The sequence below is a fragment of the Wolbachia endosymbiont (group A) of Sicus ferrugineus genome, from assembly GCF_947251515.1.
In the GTDB taxonomy this organism is placed as follows: domain Bacteria; phylum Pseudomonadota; class Alphaproteobacteria; order Rickettsiales; family Anaplasmataceae; genus Wolbachia.
On record NZ_OX366370.1, the window covers coordinates 903,690 to 926,047 of the forward strand.

General features: G+C 35.1%; 17 protein-coding genes and 1 tRNA gene. 8 read left to right on the plus strand and 10 right to left on the minus strand.

All coding sequences use genetic code 11. The features are described from left to right. Positions 1 to 8 precede the first annotated feature (8 nt). From clpX to OPR24_RS04595, 4 genes are all read right to left on the minus strand, one after another. Positions 9 to 1,286, minus strand: coding sequence for an ATP-dependent Clp protease ATP-binding subunit ClpX (gene clpX / locus OPR24_RS04580; protein WP_253309481.1), 1,278 nt, complete (start codon positions 1,284 to 1,286; stop codon positions 9 to 11). Next, positions 1,286 to 1,912: an ATP-dependent Clp endopeptidase proteolytic subunit ClpP gene (gene clpP / locus OPR24_RS04585; protein WP_164225183.1), complete on the minus strand. Its 627-nt coding sequence runs from the start codon at positions 1,910 to 1,912 to the stop codon at positions 1,286 to 1,288. The genes clpX and clpP overlap by 1 nt, the downstream gene beginning before the upstream one ends. A gap of 11 nt (positions 1,913 to 1,923) precedes the next feature. Then, on the minus strand, positions 1,924 to 3,258 hold the full coding sequence (gene tig / locus OPR24_RS04590; protein ID WP_265034006.1) for a trigger factor: 1,335 nt from the start codon (positions 3,256 to 3,258) through the stop codon (positions 1,924 to 1,926). A gap of 158 nt (positions 3,259 to 3,416) precedes the next feature. Beyond that, positions 3,417 to 3,498 (minus strand) — tRNA-Leu (locus OPR24_RS04595). Between the two features lie 140 nt (positions 3,499 to 3,638). On the opposite strand from OPR24_RS04595, the gene OPR24_RS04600 reads away from it, so the two are divergent. Beyond that, positions 3,639 to 4,235 carry a BON domain-containing protein gene (locus tag OPR24_RS04600; protein WP_064124795.1) on the plus strand — a complete coding sequence of 199 codons (597 nt, stop codon included), beginning with the start codon at positions 3,639 to 3,641 and terminating at the stop codon, positions 4,233 to 4,235. Positions 4,236 to 4,295: 60 nt separating this feature from the next. Beyond that, positions 4,296 to 5,225 carry a glutathione synthase gene (gshB, locus tag OPR24_RS04605; protein WP_265032840.1) on the plus strand — a complete coding sequence of 310 codons (930 nt, stop codon included), beginning with the start codon at positions 4,296 to 4,298 and terminating at the stop codon, positions 5,223 to 5,225. Here the strand turns inward: gshB and murG are convergent. Further along, positions 5,210 to 6,241: an undecaprenyldiphospho-muramoylpentapeptide beta-N-acetylglucosaminyltransferase gene (gene murG, locus OPR24_RS04610; RefSeq protein WP_265032842.1), complete on the minus strand. Its 1,032-nt coding sequence runs from the start codon at positions 6,239 to 6,241 to the stop codon at positions 5,210 to 5,212. The genes gshB and murG overlap by 16 nt on opposite strands. A 69-nt stretch (positions 6,242 to 6,310) precedes the next feature. Between murG and OPR24_RS04615 the strand changes: the two genes are divergently transcribed. Beyond that, entirely contained in the window at positions 6,311 to 6,703 is a 393-nt protein-coding gene (locus OPR24_RS04615; protein WP_265032844.1) for a hypothetical protein, read from the plus strand. Between the two features lies 1 nt (position 6,704). Here OPR24_RS04615 and lpdA read toward each other — a convergent pair whose 3' ends face one another. The 5 genes from lpdA to OPR24_RS04640 all read right to left on the minus strand — a co-directional run bounded on the left by lpdA (position 6,705) and on the right by OPR24_RS04640 (position 13,359). Next, positions 6,705 to 8,090, minus strand: coding sequence for a dihydrolipoyl dehydrogenase (gene lpdA / locus OPR24_RS04620; RefSeq protein WP_265034007.1), 1,386 nt, complete (start codon positions 8,088 to 8,090; stop codon positions 6,705 to 6,707). Positions 8,091 to 8,731: 641 nt separating this feature from the next. After that, positions 8,732 to 11,119 carry a DNA topoisomerase (ATP-hydrolyzing) subunit B gene (gyrB, locus tag OPR24_RS04625; protein ID WP_265032846.1) on the minus strand — a complete coding sequence of 796 codons (2,388 nt, stop codon included), beginning with the start codon at positions 11,117 to 11,119 and terminating at the stop codon, positions 8,732 to 8,734. A gap of 216 nt (positions 11,120 to 11,335) precedes the next feature. Continuing rightward, positions 11,336 to 11,944, minus strand: coding sequence for an SCO family protein (locus OPR24_RS04630; RefSeq protein WP_265032848.1), 609 nt, complete (start codon positions 11,942 to 11,944; stop codon positions 11,336 to 11,338). Positions 11,945 to 11,988: 44 nt separating this feature from the next. Continuing rightward, complete coding sequence (gene dnaQ, locus OPR24_RS04635; protein ID WP_265032849.1) at positions 11,989 to 12,684, minus strand: DNA polymerase III subunit epsilon; 696 nt, start codon at positions 12,682 to 12,684, stop codon at positions 11,989 to 11,991. A gap of 24 nt (positions 12,685 to 12,708) precedes the next feature. Further along, positions 12,709 to 13,359 (minus strand): Tim44/TimA family putative adaptor protein, encoded by a 651-nt coding sequence (locus OPR24_RS04640; RefSeq protein WP_265032850.1) that lies wholly within the window; start codon positions 13,357 to 13,359, stop codon positions 12,709 to 12,711. A gap of 164 nt (positions 13,360 to 13,523) precedes the next feature. Between OPR24_RS04640 and secB the strand changes: the two genes are divergently transcribed. The 5 genes from secB to OPR24_RS04665 all read left to right on the plus strand — a co-directional run bounded on the left by secB (position 13,524) and on the right by OPR24_RS04665 (position 22,338). Continuing rightward, positions 13,524 to 14,027 carry a protein-export chaperone SecB gene (secB, locus tag OPR24_RS04645; RefSeq protein ID WP_253309505.1) on the plus strand — a complete coding sequence of 168 codons (504 nt, stop codon included), beginning with the start codon at positions 13,524 to 13,526 and terminating at the stop codon, positions 14,025 to 14,027. Between the two features lie 14 nt (positions 14,028 to 14,041). After that, positions 14,042 to 16,633, plus strand: coding sequence for an aconitate hydratase AcnA (acnA, locus tag OPR24_RS04650; RefSeq protein WP_265032851.1), 2,592 nt, complete (start codon positions 14,042 to 14,044; stop codon positions 16,631 to 16,633). Between the two features lie 125 nt (positions 16,634 to 16,758). Further along, entirely contained in the window at positions 16,759 to 19,899 is a 3,141-nt protein-coding gene (gene putA, locus OPR24_RS04655; RefSeq protein WP_265032852.1) for a bifunctional proline dehydrogenase/L-glutamate gamma-semialdehyde dehydrogenase PutA, read from the plus strand. Positions 19,900 to 20,087: 188 nt separating this feature from the next. Then, positions 20,088 to 20,738 carry a protocatechuate 3,4-dioxygenase gene (locus OPR24_RS04660; RefSeq protein WP_265032854.1) on the plus strand — a complete coding sequence of 217 codons (651 nt, stop codon included), beginning with the start codon at positions 20,088 to 20,090 and terminating at the stop codon, positions 20,736 to 20,738. 97 nt (positions 20,739 to 20,835) lie between these two features. After that, positions 20,836 to 22,338: a leucyl aminopeptidase gene (locus tag OPR24_RS04665; protein ID WP_265032856.1), complete on the plus strand. Its 1,503-nt coding sequence runs from the start codon at positions 20,836 to 20,838 to the stop codon at positions 22,336 to 22,338. The last annotated feature ends 20 nt before the right edge of the window (positions 22,339 to 22,358 follow it).

The window sequence follows — 22,358 nt, forward strand, 5'->3', positions numbered from 1 at the left end:
GCCTCAAATTAATCATTAACCGTTATAACATTGCCATTATTATTATGATTAACCGTTGCTTTTCCTAATTCTACCATTTTCTTAGTGATTACTATAGTGCTACCTTCAAAATCTCCGTTTCCAGCTGTATACATAACGTCAAGCAAAAGTGACTCCAAGATAGCACGTAACATTCTTGCACCTGTTTTATAGCTTATAGCCTTTTTAGCAATAGCTGATATTGCTTCATCTGAAAACTCAAGGTTTACTTTGCTAAACGCAAGCAATGCTTTGTACTGTTTTATTAGTGCATTCCTTGGCTCTGTCAACACATGTATTAAATCTTCATGATCCAACTCATCTAAAACAGCAGTTATTGGAACCCGCCCTACAAATTCGGGTATTAAACCGAATTTGATTAAATCTTCAGGTTGAACATCATGTAAAGCATTCTTTTTCTTTTGCTCTTTAGACTGACTTATATCTGCTCCAAAGCCAACTGACGTTCCCTTTTTTCTCGCTTCAATAATCTTATCGAGGCCTTCAAAAGCTCCTCCACAAATAAATAGTATGTTACTAGTATCCACTTGTATAAACTCTTGTTGTGGGTGTTTTCGCCCTCCTTGTGGCGGAACATAAGCAACTGTACCCTCCATAATCTTAAGCAGAGCTTGCTGGACCCCTTCACCTGAAACGTCACGGGTTATTGAAGTGCTTTCAGATTTTCTTGTAATCTTGTCTATTTCATCTATAAACACTATACCACGCTGTGCTTTTGCAACGTCATAATTTGCAGCTTGTAATAAACGCGACAACACGCTTTCTACATCATCACCCACATAACCTGCCTCAGTTAAAGTTGTCGCATCAGCCATAGCAAATGGCACATCTGAAACTTTAGCAAGTGTTTTGGCTAGCAAAGTCTTACCAGAACCAGTGGGACCAATAAGCATTATATTTGACTTCTCGATTTCAATATCACTTATAGCATGAAATTGTACCATGGATTGACAATGGTTATACATAGCTACAGATAAAACGTGTTGCGCGTGTTCTTGACCTACAACATGCTTGCTGAGAAAATTTTTTATATCCTCAGGTTTCTTTAGTAATAGCTTCATATCAGATATACGATCTGAATTAAAAGATCTATCTTTCTTTTGACTTATTGCTTTATGGGATAATTCTATGCACTCATTACAAATGAACACCTTTAAACCATCCGAGGAGTTAGTAATCAATTTATCTACTTCATCTTGCGCCTTGTTGCAAAAAGAACAGTAGTGTAAATCATTATTGTTATCCATTAACCCACCTTTTGTTTAACTTTAATATTTTCAATTTCAATATCTGTACGCTCAGCTATCACCCTGTCAATCAAGCCAATTTTCCTTGCTTCTTCAGGATCCATGAATTTATCTCTTTCCATCATTCCTTCAATTTTCTTCAGTGAATTTCCAGTATGTTTTTCATAAATTTGATTTAGTTTTTTCTTAACTCGCAAAATTTCATTAGCATGTATTTCTATATCAGTTGCTTGACCATGATAACCACCAGATGGCTGATGTATCATAATTCTTGAATGAGGTAGAGAGTAGCGCTTACCCTTTGTACCAGATGCAAGCAATAAGGAACCCATAGACGCAGCTTGACCTATACATAAAGTTGAAACGTCTGGGTTTATATACTGCATTGTATCGTAGATCGACAAACCAGCAGTTACAACACCACCTGGTGAGTTGATGTACATACAAATGTCTTTATCGGGATTTTCCGATTCTAAAAATAAAAGCTGTGCTACTATTACACTGGCCATGTTGTCCTCAATAGGACCTGTTACGAAAATTATTCTTTCTTTCACTAGTCTTGAATATATGTCATAAGCGCGCTCACCGCGACTAGTTTGTTCAACTACAATTGGTATAAGAGTCATACCTTTTCCTATTAAATATTACCAAACAATTCCTTTAATTCTTTCACAGAAATAATCTGCTCTTCTTTACTAACTTTTTCTATTATATAATCTGTCACTTTATACTCAAGCGCTTGCCCTCTAACTAATTCTTGAAATTGTTTATTTGATTCAAAATGCTTAAGTACTCTGTCAAACGGTAGATCCTTACTGACATATTGATTTACAATAACATTCAAAATATCATTTTGAGCTAATGATATTTTATGTTCTGCACTAAATTTCATAAATAACATAGCAAGCTTTACACGTTTTTCAGCTTCTTTACAAGAATCATTTTGAGCACCCAGTTCTCCTTCCATTCTTTGTTGCTCCTGTTTTACTATGCCTGTGGGTAAATCAAAACTATAATTAGCATCCAAATAATCAAATAGCTCCTTTTTAATTAAGAGATTTCTCATTTCGGTGCACTGATCACCAATCATTTTTTTTGCATGACTTATTAGCAAAGAATAATCTTTAAAACCAATACTCCTAGCTATTTCATCATCATTTTCAAAATCTTTGGCAATTTGAATCTCATTAACTCGCACAGAAAAATCAGCTTCCTGTCCTGCAAGGGAAATGGCTTGGTAATTTTCAGGAAATTGCAACTTAAAGTCCTTTGTTTCTCCCTTTTTCATACCAGTTAATTGATCTTCAAAACCATTAATAAATGTGCCAGACCCTAAATTAACGGCAAAATTTTTGCTACTTCCACCCTGAAAGAGCTTATTCCTAATCCGCCCTTCAAAATCAATTATCAATTTATCTCCATCTTTCGCTTGATAAGAAGCATCATCAACAGAGGCGAAATTGGGGAACTTTGTTTTAATAGAATCAATAAATTCTTTTATATCTTCCTCTTCAATCTTTGCTTCAATTTTCTTTAAGTTTATTTTGTCAAGATCTATCATCGGTACTTCAGGCATCGACTCAAAAGATAGCTTGTATACAAAATTGCCCTCCTCATTTTCTTTGCCCAGATCTGGTAATGATATAACATCAACCTTAGGATAAATGTGAGACTTGACTTCAATTTTTTTCATCAAATCACTTGAGCAATAATCAATTGTATTATTTATCACATATTCCAAAGCTTCGTTTTTATAATTTGCAACAACAAGGTCATAGGGCATCTTTCCAGCCCTAAATCCAGGTGATTTTGCATTTTCTGCTATCTCTTGCAACCTGGAATTTACCTTTTGTTTTATATAATCACTACCAACTGTGATTTCATACTCATACTTTAGTTTATCTATACTAAGCTCTTTGTAGGTATATACGCTACTTACTTCGACTGTATTTTGAGGTATATTATTAGACATCATAATTCATTTATTAACATTTTAATTCATATCTTAATAGAGTCATTTTACCAGAATTTAAGTTAAACACAATCCTTAAGAACAGGTTTTTATACAAACAAAAGTGTATTCAGTGATTATAAATTTTCCCTTAAAACCTAAGTTACATGACTTTAAAGTGCGGATAGAGGGACTTGAACCCCCACGAGCAAGCTCACCAGGACCTAAACCTGGCACGTCTACCAATTCCGCCATATCCGCAAGAAATTTTCAGTACCCTATTATAGGTATTCCATTAAAAATATTCAAGGTTTAAAGTCTTACTTAATTTATAGTATTTACACAATCAAAAAAGCTTATTAACATTTTTTAATGAAAGCTCTAAATCCTGAAAATCAATAATGAGATTAATAACAAGCTTCTTACTTGCAATTTTTTTGATTACACAAAGTGGTTGCACAACCCTTATAATAGGTGGTGTGGTGGCTACAGCGACAGCAACAGCAATAACAATGCAGGACAAATCCTTGGGAAATATCATTGATGATACGACTATGGTCATCAGAATTAATAAGGGGCTCTTAAAACATGGGCTATTTTCATCCATAAAAGTTAAAGTAAGTGAAGGAAGAGTATTGCTCATTGGAAGTGTTGACACTCCTGAAAAACAACTTACAGCAGAAAAAATAGCTTGGCAGCAAAAAGAAATTAAAGAAGTGATAAATGAAATAAGAGTAATACCAATTCAAATGGCTTCCATGCTAGACACTACTGTAGATGGCATGATAACAGCGGAAATAAGAACAAGACTTCTGGGGAAAAGAAATATTAAATCAATTAATTATAGCGTTAATACGGTTGATAGAGTTGTTTATTTGATGGGTATAGCCCAAAATAAAGCGGAATTAAAAGCTGTAATATCAATTGCAAGAAAAGTAAAGGGAGTAAAACAAGTTGTAAGTTATGTACGATATAAGTACAGTAAATTACGCCATTAGGCAAAAATCGCCTTCAAATGATAACATTTGTACAATTGTGACAATAGGTAGAGAATACAAATGAAAGTTGCCTTTCAGATGGATGAAAATATAAATTTTGAAACTGACACTACATTCGTGCTAATAAAGGAAGCACAAAGGAGGAAGCACGAAGTTTTTGTCTATGCTCCTAACAATTTAGCACTAAAGCTAAACCATCCAATTGCTCTTGCTCAGAAAGTCAGCGTTGATGATTTTAGTTTTATCTCTAAAGAGGATGTAGCAATCAACTTGAATGAAATGGACATCATATTTATCAGACAGGATCCACCCTTTGATATGCGCTACATTACAACAACCTATATCTTAGAAAAAACCAGCGCATTGGTAATTAACAATCCAACAGAAATAAGAAATTGTCCTGAAAAATTGATAACTTCATTATTTCCAGAGCTAATTCCGCCGACTTTGATCACTGAAAATATATCGATGATTAGAGATTTCTACTACAACTATCAAGATATTATTCTGAAGCCATTGTATAGCTATGGCGGAAATGATGTAATAAGAATACGAGATGAGAATAGTATTCAAGTAGTAGTGGATCTCATGACAGCAAAATACGAATGCCCTGTGATTGCACAATCATTTTGTAAAAACATAGATAAAGATAAAAGAATATTGCTACTTTATGGTCAACCAATTGGAGTAATGAAACGAGTTCCAAAAATCAGTGGAGAGATCAGAACAAACATGCGACTTGGAGCAAGTTTTGAGCCCGCTCAAATGAACGATAGAGACAATGAAATATGTAACAAAATTGGTCCTGAATTAAAGAAAAGGGGGCTAATATTTGTTGGTATTGATATTATAGATGACTTCCTGCTCGAAATTAACACAACTTCACCCACGGGAGTAGTTTATATCAATAAATTATATAATATATCGCTAGAAAAAGACCTTTGGGATGTGTTTGAAGAAAAAGCAAGCAGCCATCAACTAAACCTGTGAACAATTACCTTAACAAACTCAGTAGTCCCATTCTTTATCCCTGTTTTTTTTGTATTATTGGTCATATCACGCAATTTTTGAGAATTACTTAATAGATCAAATAGTAACCCTGTTAGATTTTTTTTTGCTTCACTATTCTGCTCAACTATTACAGCTGCTCCCGAATCTTCAATATATTTTGCGTTATAAAATTGGTGATTATCTTTTGAGTCAGGGTAAGGAATGTATATAGCAGCGCGCCTAGCAAGAGTGATCTCTGCTATTGAAGTTGCTCCTGCTCTGCTAATTACCAAGTGAGCATTGGCCAGTCTATTTTCCATATCATCAAAAAATTCACTCAATTCACAATTGACCTTTTCACTTTTGTATAGACTCTTGACCTTGTTTATATTTTTCTTCGTACATTGCTGCGTTACTCTAATTTTCTTTTTCATTTTAATAGGTAAATCACAAATTACGCTGCTTACTACATCATCAAAAAAATTTGCACCTTGGCTACCTGCTATGACTAATATGTTTAGGACTTTCTCAGTGCTAGAATGGCTCTGTACTTTTATATCAATAAAATTTCCTGTAAAGACACATTTATTACCTTCTGCATATTTAGTCTCTGGAAAGCTAGTAGCAACTAACTTTGCACTCTTAAAAAAGAATCTATTTACTCTCCCTAAAACTGTGTTTTGTTCATGTAAAATTATAGATATAGAAAGAACCCTTGCTGCAAGAAGAGTTGGAAAAGAAGCGTAGCTACCAAAACCAATTACTAATCTTGGCTTCAATTTTCTGATTTTATATATTGCTAGCACACAACTATACATTAATAAAAGAAAAAATTTAAATTTGTTGCCGCTTGGTCTACGTAATGGTAAAATATAGCTTTCTATGTCGATATTTTTATTTGTTTTTTTATCAGTGAATAATATGCAATTGTATCCTTGTGTCTTTAGTGCTTTTGCTAAGGCTATGGCCGGAAAGATATGCCCACCTGTGCCACCTGTTGCTAAAATAATATCCATCTGTAAATAATGAATCCTAGATTGTTAACTGTTATTTAATAATTTGCACGTAGAATTTTATTAAGCTTTATGATAGTTGAGTTAAAAATGCCTGAAACTAATAGCAAAAAAGAACCTAATGAGAAAAATAAATCTCAAGAACAAAGAGAAGGCAGAAGCGGAGGTTTTTTAGAACTGCTAAAAAATATAATAAAAATTCTTTTCAATTCGGTTGTTGACCTACCTGAGCACGAGCAGCATAATAAAATGAAAAGCACTAATCTACAACAAGGTTTGGATACTAAAGGAAAAGGCCCAGAAGATCTTCATCCAAAGGCAAAGCTTGAAGTCAAAGAAGCAGCTAAGGGATTGAAAGAAGAGTTACAGAATTCTGATGCTGGTGGTAATCAATCTATTAAAATTAAAGTGCCTAATCAAACTACTACCCAAGACATTGACAACTCTAAAACGATGGAACGTTAGTTCAACTATTTAACGACCCATCATCTGCAGCAAGCACTGATTCGTGTATCATCTCTGAAATGGTTGGATGAGGAAAAATCGTAGATTTTATGTCGAAGTCTGTTCCTTCTAGTTGCTTTGCAAGAGCAAAATTGCTAATTAACTCCGTTACTTCTGCACCTATCATGTGGCTACCCAGAAGTTCGCCTGTCTTTTTGTCTATAATTGTTTTCACTAACCCTTCAGTTTCACTGAGTGCAATAGACTTACCATTAAAGTTAGAGTGAAATTTTCCTATTTTTACATCATACCCACCTTTTATTGCCTGTTCCTCAGTAAGGCCGATGCTCGCTATTTGTGGATGAGAATAAGTGCAATTTGGTATGCATTCTTTTTTTAACGCATGAGCACTTTTACCAGCAATCTTTTCAACGCAGATCACAGCTTCATGGCTCGCTTTATGTGCTAAACATGGTGGGCCAGCTACATCACCTATTGCATACACATTTGATTCACTAGTTTCATACCATTCATTCATTTCAATAAAACCAGAAGAGCTTAATTTAATTTTTGTATTTTCTAAACCTATATTTTCAATATTTGCTTGAATTCCAACCGCAACAATCACCCTATCAAATTCTTTGCTCTCGCCACTACTTAGTAGCACTTGAGCAGAGTCTTTACTTTTAGTAAGAGCTTTTACGCTACTGTTTGTATATATTTTTATCCCCTGTTTTGTGAATATTTCTTCTGCTAGGCCTGAAATGTCTTTATCCTCCAGCGGCAAAATAGTGCTCTTTATCTCTATGATTGTTACATCAACCCCCAAAGTACTATAAAAACTTGCAAATTCTATTCCAATTGCACCAGACCCTATAATTAGTAGTGATTTTGGTAATTTGCCCGGCATCATAGCATGCTGCGCATTCCATATTAAATCTCCATCTGCCTCTATTTCAGGCAGATTCCGTGCCCTCACTCCTGTTGCTAAAATGATATGCTTGGAAACAATTTCTTGTTCTTCCTTATCGCCAGCAACTTTTATAGTACTATTGCCTGCAAGTTTACCAAAGCCTTGATGAACTTTGATGTTATTTTTTTTCATCAAATATGCAACACCGCTTGACAATTTATCAACAACGTTTCTTGAGTATTTCACTATTGATTGTATATCAAAACTCGCTCCCTTTACTTCTATACCAAACTCTTTTGATCTTTTTATTAGCCTATAAACCTCAGATGCTCTAAGTAGTGATTTTGTTGGTATACATCCCCAATTTAAGCATATACCGCCTAAATTTTTTTCTTTTTCTACAATTGCAGTTTTAAACCCAAGCTGTGCCGCCCTAATTGCTGCTATATAACCACCAGGACCGCTACCTATAACCGTAATATCATACTCATTCATCATTTTTCTTCGTATTCAAAAAGATTATATATAACAGATGGAACCCGTATGATCAATATTCAGGTAGCTGACAACATAGAAACGAAAAAACTTGCTTGACAAACTCCGCCAGCCCCCTTATTATGACAATAAGGGTATTTATAACTCAAAACTTGTTTTTAACCTGCAGGCTCAATGACAAAATTCAGTAAAAACCTTAGGGTATTTTTTGGCGGATTACATAAAATTATAGCGGCTGCATGTCTTTTAAATTTTTTCTACATTCAGCCAAATCGCGCTTATTTTAAGCGTTAGCACATTATTACAGCGCCAGTTTAAATTATCAGAGGGTCAAAACTCGCACCACGGGAGTTCTTTGCCTTTTTTTTTATTTGGTAAATTTCTTAAGTATTTATGGCTAAAGTAACTTAAGGGACCGAAAATGGTCAGCGCTCCTTTTTTTGTCATCCCAGTGCCCCTATGATGTCATTCCAGTCTGGAATCTAGTTCTTATTGTACATTTACTTGGTGTAGAGTTAAGTTTTCTGGATCCCAGTGTCTGGGCACTGGGATGACACCCTCTTGGATGGAAACCAGTGTCAGCTACTTGAATGACACAGTTTTTGCTTAAACCCGTAACGTTCGTACATTTTGCTAAAAGTTCAAATATCAACATCATGCACGTTGAGTGCATTACTATTAATAAAATCACGGCGTGGTTCAACTATATCACCCATTAATATTGAAAATATGGAATCAGCTTCTTCACAATCTTTTATTTCAACCTTCAATAAAGTTCTAGCCTCAGGATTTAACGTAGTATCCCATAGCTGATCAGCATTCATTTCACCAAGACCTTTAAATCTCTGCAGAGTTAAACCCTTTTTACCATAGTCCATTATTATTTTTGCAAGTGCACTTGGAGAAGTGATTTTTATTTCAGTTTCTTGTGACTTTAAAAATGAATCACCATTAAATAAATTACTTATACCATCAAGCAAACTTAATATGTTTTGCATATCTTTGCCTTCAAGCATACTAAGTGCAAATATATATTTGTCTGCCAATCCTTGAAATAATTTAGAGATGTGAATTTCTTTTTCCTCATCTTTTATTTCTACTTCCCAAGTATATTCACTGTACATTAATTTTAAATACTTTAATATCTCATCAGCCGATAATAGAGCATTCTTTTTGCTTAAAATTAGCAATGACTCTAAGAGATTTTGTGGTATTTCTCTATCATAATTTTTGCTAATATTAGAAATGCTAACGCATTTATTCAAAATAAGGCGCAAGTCGTTAAATTCTGTAGCTGTACCACTTAGTGTTAATCTTTTAACTGCTGAGTTTATTATATACTCTTCAAAAGTTTCGTCATCTTTAATATAAGTGTCTTTAGCATTCTTTGTAACTTTATAGAGGGGTGGCTGTGCTATGTATAAGTAGCCTTTTTCAATAACTTCACGCATGTGTCTAAAAAAGAAAGTTAGAATCAAAGTTCTTATATGTGAACCATCAACATCTGCATCTGTCATGATGATAATTTTATGATATCTAGCTTTTTCAATATCGAAGTGTTCACTCCCTATTCCAGCACCAATTGCAGTAATTAAAGAGCCTATTTCTGCAGATGAAAAAATACGATCTAAACTTACACGTTCTACGTTTAGAATTTTTCCTCTTAAGGCAAGCACTGCTTGTGTTTTACGATTACGCCCCTGCTTTGCAGTACCACCTGCTGAATTACCCTCTACTATAAATAATTCCGATAACTCAGGGGCTTTTTCCTGGCAATCAGCAAGCTTTCCTGGCAGAGTTGCAATATCAATATTGTTTTTGCTTTTAACTAACTCTCGTGCTTTTCTTGCGGCTTCTCTTCCTTTTGCTGATCTGATTGCTCTTTCTACTATACTTGCTGCCAATTTGGGATCAGTTTCAAGGATTGTGCTCAATTTATCAGAAACTATGCTCTCCACAACTGTACGCGCTTCAGAACTAACTAGTTTATCTTTTGTTTGTGAAGAAAACTTAGGATCAGGCATCTTGAGAGATAAAACACAAGTTAAACCTTCTCTAACATCCTCTCCAGTTAAATTTACTTTTGCTTTCTTTAAAAACCCTTCATTAGTTGCATAGTTATTGATACATCTGGTTAAAGCGGATCTAAATCCTGCCAAATGCGTACCACCATCTCGTTGCCTTATATTATTCGTGAAGCATAACATATGTTCATAGTAGGAATCATTCCATTCCATCGATATTTCCAAGCTGATGCCAAGATCTTCTGCATCTCCTTTCATACTGGCAATTTTAGTTACATGTGTCTTATTCTTATCTAAGTACCGCACAAAATTCGCTGTACCAAAATTGTCTTTAGATTGATTGCTCTGATTGAAATGAGATTCTGTATATGGTTCATTGCGCAGATCACGTAAAGTAATGTCGATATTTGAATTTAAAAACGCTAATTCTCTTATACGACTTTCAAGCGTTGAGTAAATGAAATTAATGCCATTAAAAGTCTCTGTTGATGGCATGAACGTGACTTTAGTTCCTCTTTTGTTTGTATTTTCGTTGACTACCTTTAAAGGTTCAATAGACTCACCATCTTCAAAGCGCATAAAGTGTTCTTTCTTATTGCGCCAAATAGTTAATTCCAACCAGCTTGATAATGCATTCACAACTGAGATTCCAACACCATGTAATCCCCCAGAAACTTTATAGGTATTACTGTCAAATTTACCACCAGCATGGAGTTGAGTCATTATTACCTCTGCTGCTGATATTCCTTCTTCTTCATGAAGGTCAGTTGGAATGCCACGACCATTATCAGTTACAGATACTGAACCATCTTTATTTATGCTAACTTCAATTTTATCACAATATCCAGCTAAAGATTCATCTATTGCGTTGTCAATAACCTCATATACCATGTGGTGCAAGCCAGATCCATCGTCAGTGTCACCAATGTACATACCTGGACGTTTCCTTACAGCATCAAGACCCCTTAAGATTTTTATTGCATCGGCATTATAACTATTTTCCATTAGATTGCTTCATTTATACACGTTAATTGATGTTACATTCAGATATACTAGTTAGCAACATTTTTAAACTGATAACCCATGTTAAAAGCACAACTTTACGAATGCTTATTTTTGAAGACAGCAAATAGTGTCATTCCAATGCGTCTTCCAGGTGGAGATTAAATTATAATGCTAATGCAGTTGCGTGCTCGACTAATTAACAGAAAAATCTATAATTCAGTTTACGTATTTTCTTATCTCAGCCAAAATCTTATCAGATTGACTTTCGTCTGAATTTAAATCAGCTGCAAAGTGTGTAACATATTTTCCTCCAGGGCCAATAAGATATATTATCGAAGAATGGTTGATTTCTTCTTCTCCGTCTACTTTGCTTGCATATACTTTATATTTCGCAACTACTTCGTCTATTTTTTCTCTTTCACCAGTTAACATTTGTATTCTATGGTCAAATTGCTGCTGAAATTCTTTAAGTCTTTCCGTGCTATCGCGCTCAGGATCAACTGTGATGAAGAATGTTTGTAGCTTGTTGTTAGTTTTCTCATCTAACTTTGCAAGTGTTTCTGAAATTATCCCAAGGTTCATAGGACAAATTCTTTTACATGAGGAAAATCCAAAGAAAATCATCATGTATTTATCTTTAAAATCACTACTGCGCAGAATATGTCCGTCCTGATTAATTAAAGAAAAATCTCCGCCTATCTTAACTTCCGCGTTGTGAATCTCTGCTGGAGCAAATATGCCTTTTTTAGTGAAATAACAATAACCTAAAAAAACAACTGCTAATGCTGCTAGCACATTAGATAACAATCTTATAAACCTTACCATTAGAATGCTCTCAGTAAAATCAAATTGTATCTTTATTGGTTAACCTATTCAATATATTTATTCCAAAGTGTATTGTTAATTTTGTCTAACAGTTTCTTATGTTCATCAATTTCTTCACTATTTGGTGAATGTTCTCTGGGAGTTAGATTACGCACTTTATGCTGAACGAATGTAGAGTTACTGTCCTGATTGCATTCATTATCAAACAGAAAGGTTTGTAACCCTCCTGTAAGTTCAACATATACCTTTACAAGCAATTGAGCATCAACTAGTGCTCCGTGCAATTCTCTATTCTCTAGCGATATATCAAAACGCTTACATAATGCATTCAAAGAAGCAGGTGATCCTACGAATTTTTTCCTCGCAAGAGGTAATGTATCTAGCACTCTATCTGAGGAAATTAACCCAGCATTCAGCTTGCTTAACTCCATGTTAAGGAACTTAACATCGAATTCAGCGTTGTGAATTACCAAAATATCATTAGATATAAAGTCAAGAAATTCAAGTGCAACATCTGAGAATAATGGTTTATCTTCTAAAAATTCTTCACTAATACCGTGAATCTTAAACGAGTGATAAGGTATATCTCTTTCTGGGTTAAGGTACCGATGGAATACTTTACCTGTTGGAATACGATTAATTAATTCCACACACCCTATTTCAATAATTCGATGACCAGATCCAGTGTCAAGACCTGTCGTTTCAGTGTCAAGTACTATTTCGCGTAGCTTGCTTTCCATGGTTAACTCTAAATAAAACTAATCTTACTTGTCATTTGTCTTATCGTTATTTGTCTTTTTATAGTTAATAGAAACAAGCAACCAGCTTGGGTCTGATGAATTAACATTTTTTTTGAATTGCCATACATCCTCAACTTTATTAATGGTGGATGTGCTACCTGATATGATATCTCCTTCATTGTTCTTAACGAAGTTAATTTGCTCTGAAAGGAAATATACTGCAATAAACACTGTGTTTTTTACTAGCTTTATTTCTAAAATCTTTTGTGAAACGATAGAAACAATTATAGACCCGTGCACCTCTTTACGATGTTTAATCTTCTCTGCAAAATTATCATATAAGTCTTTATCTAGAAGTGGTTTTAACTGAGACAAATTTCCTTGATTGAAATACTTTATTATTAATTCAAAAGCTATGCTTGAACCTTCTATAAAGTGGGAAATAGAAAAATCTTTGTTTTTTTTTAATATTTGTTCATAAGTAACTTTTATTGAATTTTCATCATTGCTATCAATATAACTCTCAATGTTTTCTACTACATCTTCTTTACTTCGACTTACATCCAATACATTAGTTAGCTTTTTTAGGTTGAGATTGGCTGACCTTCCTAAAGAATTATACAAACGTGAAAAAATGAACGCCGCTAATAAAGCATATATTACAAGCTCTATCATAGTAACTCAACTCCTTGGCATATAAAGTATCCGAACATTATTAATTATTAATGAAAATATGTTTTTCATATCAACTTATAATCAGGTTTGCTATTCGTTTGTAAATGAATATATTATATAAGAAAGTATTAAATATCTCAACTTAATTAAAGGGGACGTAAGAAATGCCACAACAAAAAATGAGAATTCACGGTCAATATGTTAAAGATCTATCGTTTGAGAATCCGAATTCGCCATTCCTTTCTTCAAATAAAGCTCCCGATATTAATGTAATGGTTAATATCAATTCAGCGAAATTAGAAGGAATGGAAAACAAAGAAGGAGTAAATGAAGAAAAATCTTTCCATGAAATTACTTTACATATAGAAGTCAGAGCAACGATAAAAGATGAAGGTATAAAAGATGGCGTAGCTTTCATTTGTGAGACAAAATATTGTGGCATTTTTTCAATAGAAAATTTTAAAGAGTTGAGTGAGGAAGAGGTAAGACAAGCTTTGTTTATTGGCGGACCTACTTTTCTTTTCCCTTTTGCAAGAGAAATAATTGCAAGAGTTACAAGCAGTGGTGGATTTCCCCCACTAATGCTAGATCCTATAGATTTTGAAACTATGTACGAGCAGCAAAGTCAACAACAAAGAAGTAACGGTAGTAATTCCAATTTTAACTAATATGATGTAACCTGATGAATAATTCTTTAAACGCAAAAACGACTTTAAACATTGATGGGAAGTCATACAACTATTTTAGCCTAAGTAGTGCTAGTGAATTTTTAGGAATAGATGTAACTAAATTGCCCTGCTCACTTAAGGTTCTGCTTGAAAATTTATTGCGCAATGAAGATGGAGTAAACATAAAGCTGGATGATATAAAAATACTAGCAAGTTGCGTTAATAAACACGCTAATCATGAAATTAGCTACAAGCCAGCAAGGGTGTTGATGCAAGATTTTACAGGGGTTCCTGCTGTCGTCGATTTAGCTTCTATGCGGAGTTATGTCAAGAAAAATGGAGGCGATTCAAGCAGCATAAATCCGTCTGTGCCCGTTGATCTTGTGATTGACCATTCTGTTCAAGTAGATAGTTATGGAAGTGTTTCCGCATTCAGTAAGAATGTTGAGCTAGAAGTAAAAAGAAATTTGGAGAGATATCAATTTTTAAAGTGGGGAGAATCATCCTTCACAAATTTTAGAGTAGTACCGCCAGGTACTGGAATTTGCCACCAAGTGAATCTTGAGTATTTAGCGCAAGTTGTATGTAATAAGGATGGGGTTTTGTATCCTGATACTTTGGTTGGTACGGATAGCCATACTACGATGGTTAACGGGTTATCAGTCCTTGGTTGGGGTGTTGGAGGCATAGAAGCTGAGTCTGTGATGCTTGGTCAACCAATTAGTATGGTGATTCCAGAAGTAGTTGGATTTAAATTAATTGGCAGACTGCCGGAAGGAGTAACTGCGACTGATTTAGTGCTGACGGTTACCAATATCCTAAGAACAAAGGGTGTTGTTGGTAAGTTTGTAGAATTTTATGGTGATGGTTTAGATTATTTATCTTTGGCAGATAGGGCAACTATAGCAAACATGGCCCCAGAGTATGGCGCAACTTGTGGATTTTTTCCAATTGATCAGAAAACGCTAGATTATTTAAGCTTAACCGGAAGGCCAGAAAAGCTAGTTGAGGCTTATGCGAAAGAGCAAGGATTGTGGCGTGGCAATAATGAGTTAGCATTTTTTGACACACTAGAGCTTGATTTATCAAGCGTGAAGCCAGTAATGGCTGGTCCCAAAAGACCACAAGATAAGGTTTTTCTTTCACAAGTGGCAGAGTCTTTTTCTAAATCATTTTCAGTTAACGAATCAAAGGAAAGTGATAAGCTTCAAGATAGAAGTGTAGTTATTGCAGCAATAACAAGCTGCACTAACACCTCAAATCCAAGTGTAATGATTGCTGCAGGTCTTGTAGCTCGTAATGCAATTAAACTTGGATTAAAATCAAAGCCTTGGGTTAAAACTTCTCTTGCTCCAGGGTCACAAGTTGTAACAGAATATTTAGAAAAGTCTGGATTGCAGGTAGATCTAAATGCTTTGGGTTTTAATCTAGTTGGATATGGTTGCACAACTTGCATTGGGAATTCTGGTCCACTTAATAAAGATATAGAAGATGGCATTAAAAACAAAAATTTAACTGTTGCTGCAGTTTTATCTGGTAATCGTAACTTTGAAGGAAGAATTCATCCGTTAGTCAAAGCTAATTACTTGGCATCTCCGCCACTTGTTGTTGCATATGCACTTGCTGGTACTGTGCAAACTGATTTGACAAAAGATTCAATATGCAAAGATAAGAATGGAAATGATGTCTATCTCAAAGATATATGGCCAACAAACAATGAAATCGAAGATTGTGTTAAAAATGTGGTAACACGTGAGATGTTTATACAAAAGTATAAGGATGTTTTTTCTGGTGATGAACATTGGCGAAAGATAAAGTGTGAAAAAAGTGAAATCTATAATTGGGATGCAAACAGCACTTACATACAAGATCCGCCCTATTTTGATAATTTATCACCTAAAAATAATAAAGATAAAACAATCGATATAAAAGGTGCACAAATATTGGCAATGTTTGGCGATAGCGTAACCACTGATCACATTTCCCCTGCTGGAAATATTGCCTCAAGTAGTCCTGCAGGTATATATTTGAAAAATCTTGGAATTGAGCCACAGGACTTTAATTCGTATGGGTCTCGTCGTGGTAACCACAATGTAATGATGCGTGGAACTTTTGCTAACATTAGAATAAAAAATGAAATGGTAAGCATCGAAGGCGGCTATACAAAATATATTCCTTCTCAAGAAACTATGTCGATTTTTGATGCAGCAATGCGCTACAAAGAAAGTAATGTTCCTCTCATCATTGTGGCAGGAAAGGAGTATGGCACAGGTTCAAGTAGGGATTGGGCAGCAAAAGGTACTTTATTGTTGGGGATTAAAGTTGTAATTGCAGAAAGCTTTGAGCGTATACATAGGTCCAACTTGGTCGGCATGGGTGTTCTTCCACTTATATTCCAAAATGGAATAACCAGAAAGATATTTGATGGTAGTGAGATAATAAGCATAAAAGGTGAAATAGTGCCAAGTGGAAATTTAGAATGTATCATCAAAAGAAAGGATAGTTCTGAACAATCAATTCAACTCAAATGCTGTGTACAAACTGCAACTGAGGTTAAATACTTGATGGATGGTGGAGTATTGAGCTACATACTTCTCTTGACTTAGTAAAGTTAAGTAAGTACTAGACTTCTTTTAGCCAGCCCTGGCTCTTTTATAAATAATAATTTATTCTACGCGAAGTTATGATATAATTTTACCTTACATATAGTAAAGGTGTTTTATAGATAATTATGATTACCTCTATACAAGAACCTAACGAATTGAGAAAACGTTTACAAGGATTTTATCGTACTGATGAAAAGAGTTATATACGTTATCTTGTAGAAAAAGCAGAGCTTTCAGCTGATTCAAAAAGTAGAATTTATAATATTGCAAAACAAGTTATTGAAAAAATCAAACACAATAAATTAAGTATTGTAGATTCCTTTATGCAGCAATACTCGCTTTCCAATGATGAAGGAATAGCATTGATGTGCCTTGCTGAATCGCTACTTAGAATACCAGATGATTATACAATAGACGAAATAATCAAAGATAAAATTGCCAATCAGGAATGGAATAAATATTTAGGGCACTCTTCTTCGTTGTTTGTCAATGCTTCCACATGGAGCTTGATGATAGGTAGCAGTATATTGAGAGATAATGAAGGCGATTCGAAGTTCTATTACGCAATTTCTAAGTTACTTAAGAATTTAGGAGAACCGATCATTCGCAAAGCAGTAAAACAAGCAATGTCTATGCTTGGTAATCATTTTGTTGTTGGAAAAACCATAGAAGAAGCTTTAAGGTATGCAAAACTAGATGACAATAGTAAGTTTTTATACTCTTTTGATATGCTTGGCAAAGCTGCTCACACAGCTGAAGATGCAGAAGAGTATTTTAATTCATACATGCACTCAATAAAAGCTATAGGTGAATCCACTGAAATAAATGATTGTTTTAAATCGCATGGAATTTCAATCAAATTGTCTGCGTTACATCCACGTTATGAATTTGGTCAATTCGATAATATAGCTGAAGAGTTGAGAGCTAAACTGCTAGAGCTTTGTCATGAAGCAAAAAAATACAACATTTCATTATGCATAGATGCAGAAGAAACAGAAAGGCTTGAAATGTCCTTAATCTTGTTTGAACAATTACGGCTTGATGAATCACTTTCTGAGTGGGAAGGGCTTGGCTTGGCTGTACAAGCATATCAAAAACGTGCTTTGTCTGTTCTTGACTTTGTAGAGGATGTTGCTATTCGATCAAATCATAAAATTATGGTCAGACTTGTAAAAGGTGCATATTGGGATTCAGAAATCAAGCGTACGCAAGAATTGGGATTAAATGATTACTCAGTATTTACAAGAAAAAGCTATACTGACGTATCTTACCTCGCGTGCGCACAGAAACTTTTGAGTAAACCAAACAGCTTTTACCCATGCTTTGGAACTCATAACGCCTATACTTTTGCTTCTATCATGGAACTTGCTGATAAAAACCACCCTGGATTTGAATTTCAACGCTTACATGGAATGGCAAAAGACTTATATGATTATGCAATGTCAGAGCTTGCAACAAATGTTAGCTGTCGTATCTACGCACCCGTTGGGGAACATAGTGACTTGTTGCCTTATCTTATAAGATGCCTTCTTGAAAATGGAGCTAATAGTTCATTTGTTAATCAAATAAATGATTCTAACGTTAAAATTGATGAGTTAATTTCAGATCCACTGGAAAAAGCTATAAATTTTAATTATGAACCTCATCCAGGCATTCCGTTACCACAAGATATTTTGGGACCAGACAGAAAAAATTCTTTGGGAATGGATATTAGTGACTCGGTGATAGTCTCACAATTTGCAGATGATATAAAGAGCTTTAGTGAAAAAAAATGGCAAGTTGGGCCGATAATTGACGGACAGTCACTTTTTGATGATGCCAAATTTACTGAAGTGGTGAATCCTGCACATTTAGAAAATGTAATTGGAGAAGTGTCAAATACAACAAGTGCTCAAGTTTTAAACGCTCTTGAAATAGCACATAATGCTTTTACTGAATGGCAGAATGTTTCAGCAGAAAAGCGCGCTAAATGCCTTGAAAAAGCTGCAGATTTGCTTGAAGAAAGGATGAAAGAGTTGATTTACATTCTGATCGTAGAAGCAGGAAAAATTTTATCTGATGCAATAGCGGAAGTAAGAGAGGCAGTGGATTTCTTACGTTACTACGCAACGATAGCAAAAAATGAACTGAGCGACTGGAAAAAATTGCCAGGTCCAACGGGTGAAGATAACTTCATCTTTTTTGAAGGCAGAGGAGTTTTCCTGTGTATATCACCATGGAATTTTCCACTTGCTATCTTCATTGGGCAGGTTTCAGCTGCACTTGCAGCAGGTAATGCGGTGCTGGCAAAACCGGCAGAGCAAACGCCGATTATTGCCTACGAAGCTGTTAAGATACTACATGAAGCTGGGATACCAAAAAATGTGTTACACCTCATTCCTGGGGATGGTGGATATTTAGGCAAAATATTAGTTCCAGACAATAGAATTGCTGGAGTAGCTTTTACTGGCTCAACACAAACTGCTCAAATAATTAATAAAATGCTTGCGGATAGGGATGGTCCTATTGTACCGCTTATTGCTGAAACAGGAGGGCTCAATGCTATGATTGTTGATAGCTCCGCTCTCTTAGAGCAAGTGACTACAGATGTTGTACTTTCTGCGTTTCGCAGTGCCGGCCAACGCTGTTCTGCACTTAGAGTGCTGTTTATTCAAGAGGACATAGCAGAGAAGCAGATAAAAATGATATGTGGTGCAGCGCAAGAACTCAAGATTGGTGACCCAATACAACTTAGTACTGATATTGGTCCAATAATTGACAAAGCATCTATCGATATGCTAACTCAACATACGCAAAAAATGTCAGAGGATGAAGATTCAAATCTGTTATTTAAAGTACCCATGGATACAAATTCTCATAATGGTTATTTCTTTCCTCCATATATTTATGAGATACAAAAAATTTCGCAATTAAAGCAAGAAGTATTTGGTCCTATTTTGCATATCATACGTTTTAACAAGTCACAATTAAATGAAGTTATAAGTGATATAAACAATACAGGATATGGGCTTACATTTTCTTTGCAGAGCCGTATACAAAATCAGATCGATTTAATAAGCAAAAAAATATCAGTTGGAAATGTCTACATCAACCGCAACCAGATAGGTGCAGCAGTTGGTATACAACCATTTGGTGGTAGAGGACTATCTGGCACTGGGCCAAAAGCTGGTGGTCCTCATTATTTACAGCGTTTTTCTACAGAAAAAGTTGTAAGTGTTAACACTACAGCATTCGGTGGTAACACTACACTTATGTGTTTGGATTAATTTGCGGGCCCTAATTTTTCTCCTATCTTATCTTACCCATAAACTAGACGTTCGTGCAGTTATGTACACAGCGCTAAGATCCGAAAAGGACCAGCTCATGCACTGAAATAAAGTGGCTCCAAAGGAAGTCTTATCTTTAAACAAAAGAAAAAAGCTGCTATAACCTGAATAAAAGCATTATAAATGAAATGAATGTGAAAAATATCTTATTAGCGCTTTTAGTACAAACGGTATTCAGTTTGCCGCTATTTGCAGCTGATCCTGTTTTGCTCAACTGCATTGAAACTCCAGAAATATATGACCTTGATGCAAGGCCAAAAAATTTTAGCTCTTCAAACAATTTAAGAAGGAAACCTGGTTCTCCAAATAGTGCAACAGGAGAATTAATACACATAGTGGGTAGAATTACTGATATAAACTGTTTACCAATACAAAATGCTGTAGTTTCTATATGGCACGCGAATTCACGCGGCGTGAACCATTACGATAAGAATATAGAGGATAATCAACTCGATCCGAATTTTGCTGGATCAGGAAGGTTTGTAGTGAATAATCTTGGCTATTATAATTTTATTACGATAGCACCTGGTAAAATTGGTGATAGAGCTCCACATATTAACTTTCTAGTTCAACATCCAGATTTTCCAGAATTCACAACGCAAATGTTTTTTGCTGACCATAATTGCGATAATTGTGCTGATCCTGTTCTTGAAGATTTTGTTAGTAACGGGCTTGCAAGCCTTCTCATAACACCATTTACTTACAGTGATCAGGTCATAAAAACCTATACGTTTAACATTACCTTGGGCGGATATAATAAGTTCTCTAATAAAAGATAAAAAACCCTTGCATGTAAGGGAGTCCATAGTAAACTTGAGTGTTATTGTACTTAGGATGTATATGAAAAATATCTTACTGATGTTTTTGCTATGTTTTATGTACAGTTTACAATTATTTGCAACGGAGATGCCAGCAATGAAAATAACAATTTCTAAAATTTCGCCCGATTTTAAAACAATAGTAATGGGTTTATTTGAGGACAACGAAACCGTAAATGATGGCGGAGTTTTGCAAGGAAAACAGATCATAGATAATATAAAGCAATTTAGCGATTTTAATGGAAGCTTTGGTGAATTTTCTTCTACCATTTTACCAGAAGGAAAAAACGTTGTAGTTGTTGGACTTGGTAAGAAGGATGAATGGAATGAAAATAAAGAATTAAATATTGGTGGTAAAATATATTGTGAGCTAAGCAGATTAAAAATTAAGAAAGCAGCGATTTTAATCGAAGGTAGTGCAGCAAATGTTGCGTATGGTGCGTTTCTGCGTAGTTTTAAGTTTGATAAGTATAAAACTAAAAAGGATGAGAAAATTACAGAGGTAGAGGAAATTACCGTATTAGTAAAAGATGAGCAATTAAGTAATGCTGAAAGATCATTTGAGCACTCAAGGCAAGAAGGTGAGAGTATATTCCTTGCGCGCTCTTTTATAACAGAGCCTCCTAACATTCTATATCCAGAATCCTATGCTGATCATATAAAAAAAGAGCTTACTAAGCTTGGCCTTGAAATCGAAGTGCTTGATAAAAAGCAGATGGAAGAGAAAAAAATGGGAGCCTTGCTTGGAGTCGCACAAGGAAGTAGTAAAGAACCAAAATTAGTAGTGATAAAATGGAATGGGGCTTCTAAAGAACAAAAGCCAATAGCTTTTGTTGGTAAAGGTATAACGTTTGACACTGGTGGAGTATCACTCAAACCTTCACGTGGTATGGAGTCGATGAAATATGACATGGCAGGCTCTGCTGCTGTAGTTGGTGTGATGCATGCTTTAGCAGGACGAAAAGCAAAAGTAAATGCAATCGGCGTGGTTGCACTTGCAGAGAATGCAGTGGATGGTAATGCTCAAAGGCCGAGTGATGTAGTAACTTCAATGTCTAGACAGACGATAGAAGTGTTGAACACCGATGCAGAAGGAAGGCTCATACTTGCAGATGCTTTATGGTATACGCAAGACAGATTCTCACCAAAATTTATGATTGATCTTGCAACTTTAACTGGTGCTATAGTGGTTGCACTTGGAAATAACGAATATGCTGGTCTTTTTTCAAATAATGATGAATTAGCAAACCGTCTGATTGATGCAGGAAATGAAGTAAGTGAGAAGTTATGGCGTTTTCCTATGAATGAAACTTATGACAAAATTATTGATTCACCGATTGCTGATGTTCAAAACATCGCTCCTGCAGGCTCTTGTGGAGATAGCATAATGGCTGCACAGTTTTTACAGCGTTTTGTGAATGAAACTTGCTGGGCACATTTAGATATCGCAGGCACTGCTTGGCACGAAAAAGGTACTGACATTTGTCCAAAAGGAGCAGTAGGTTTTGGTGTAAGGTTACTTAATAAGTTGGTTGAAAAGTACTACGAAGCCAATGATTAAAGGTTTTTATACTGGATTTA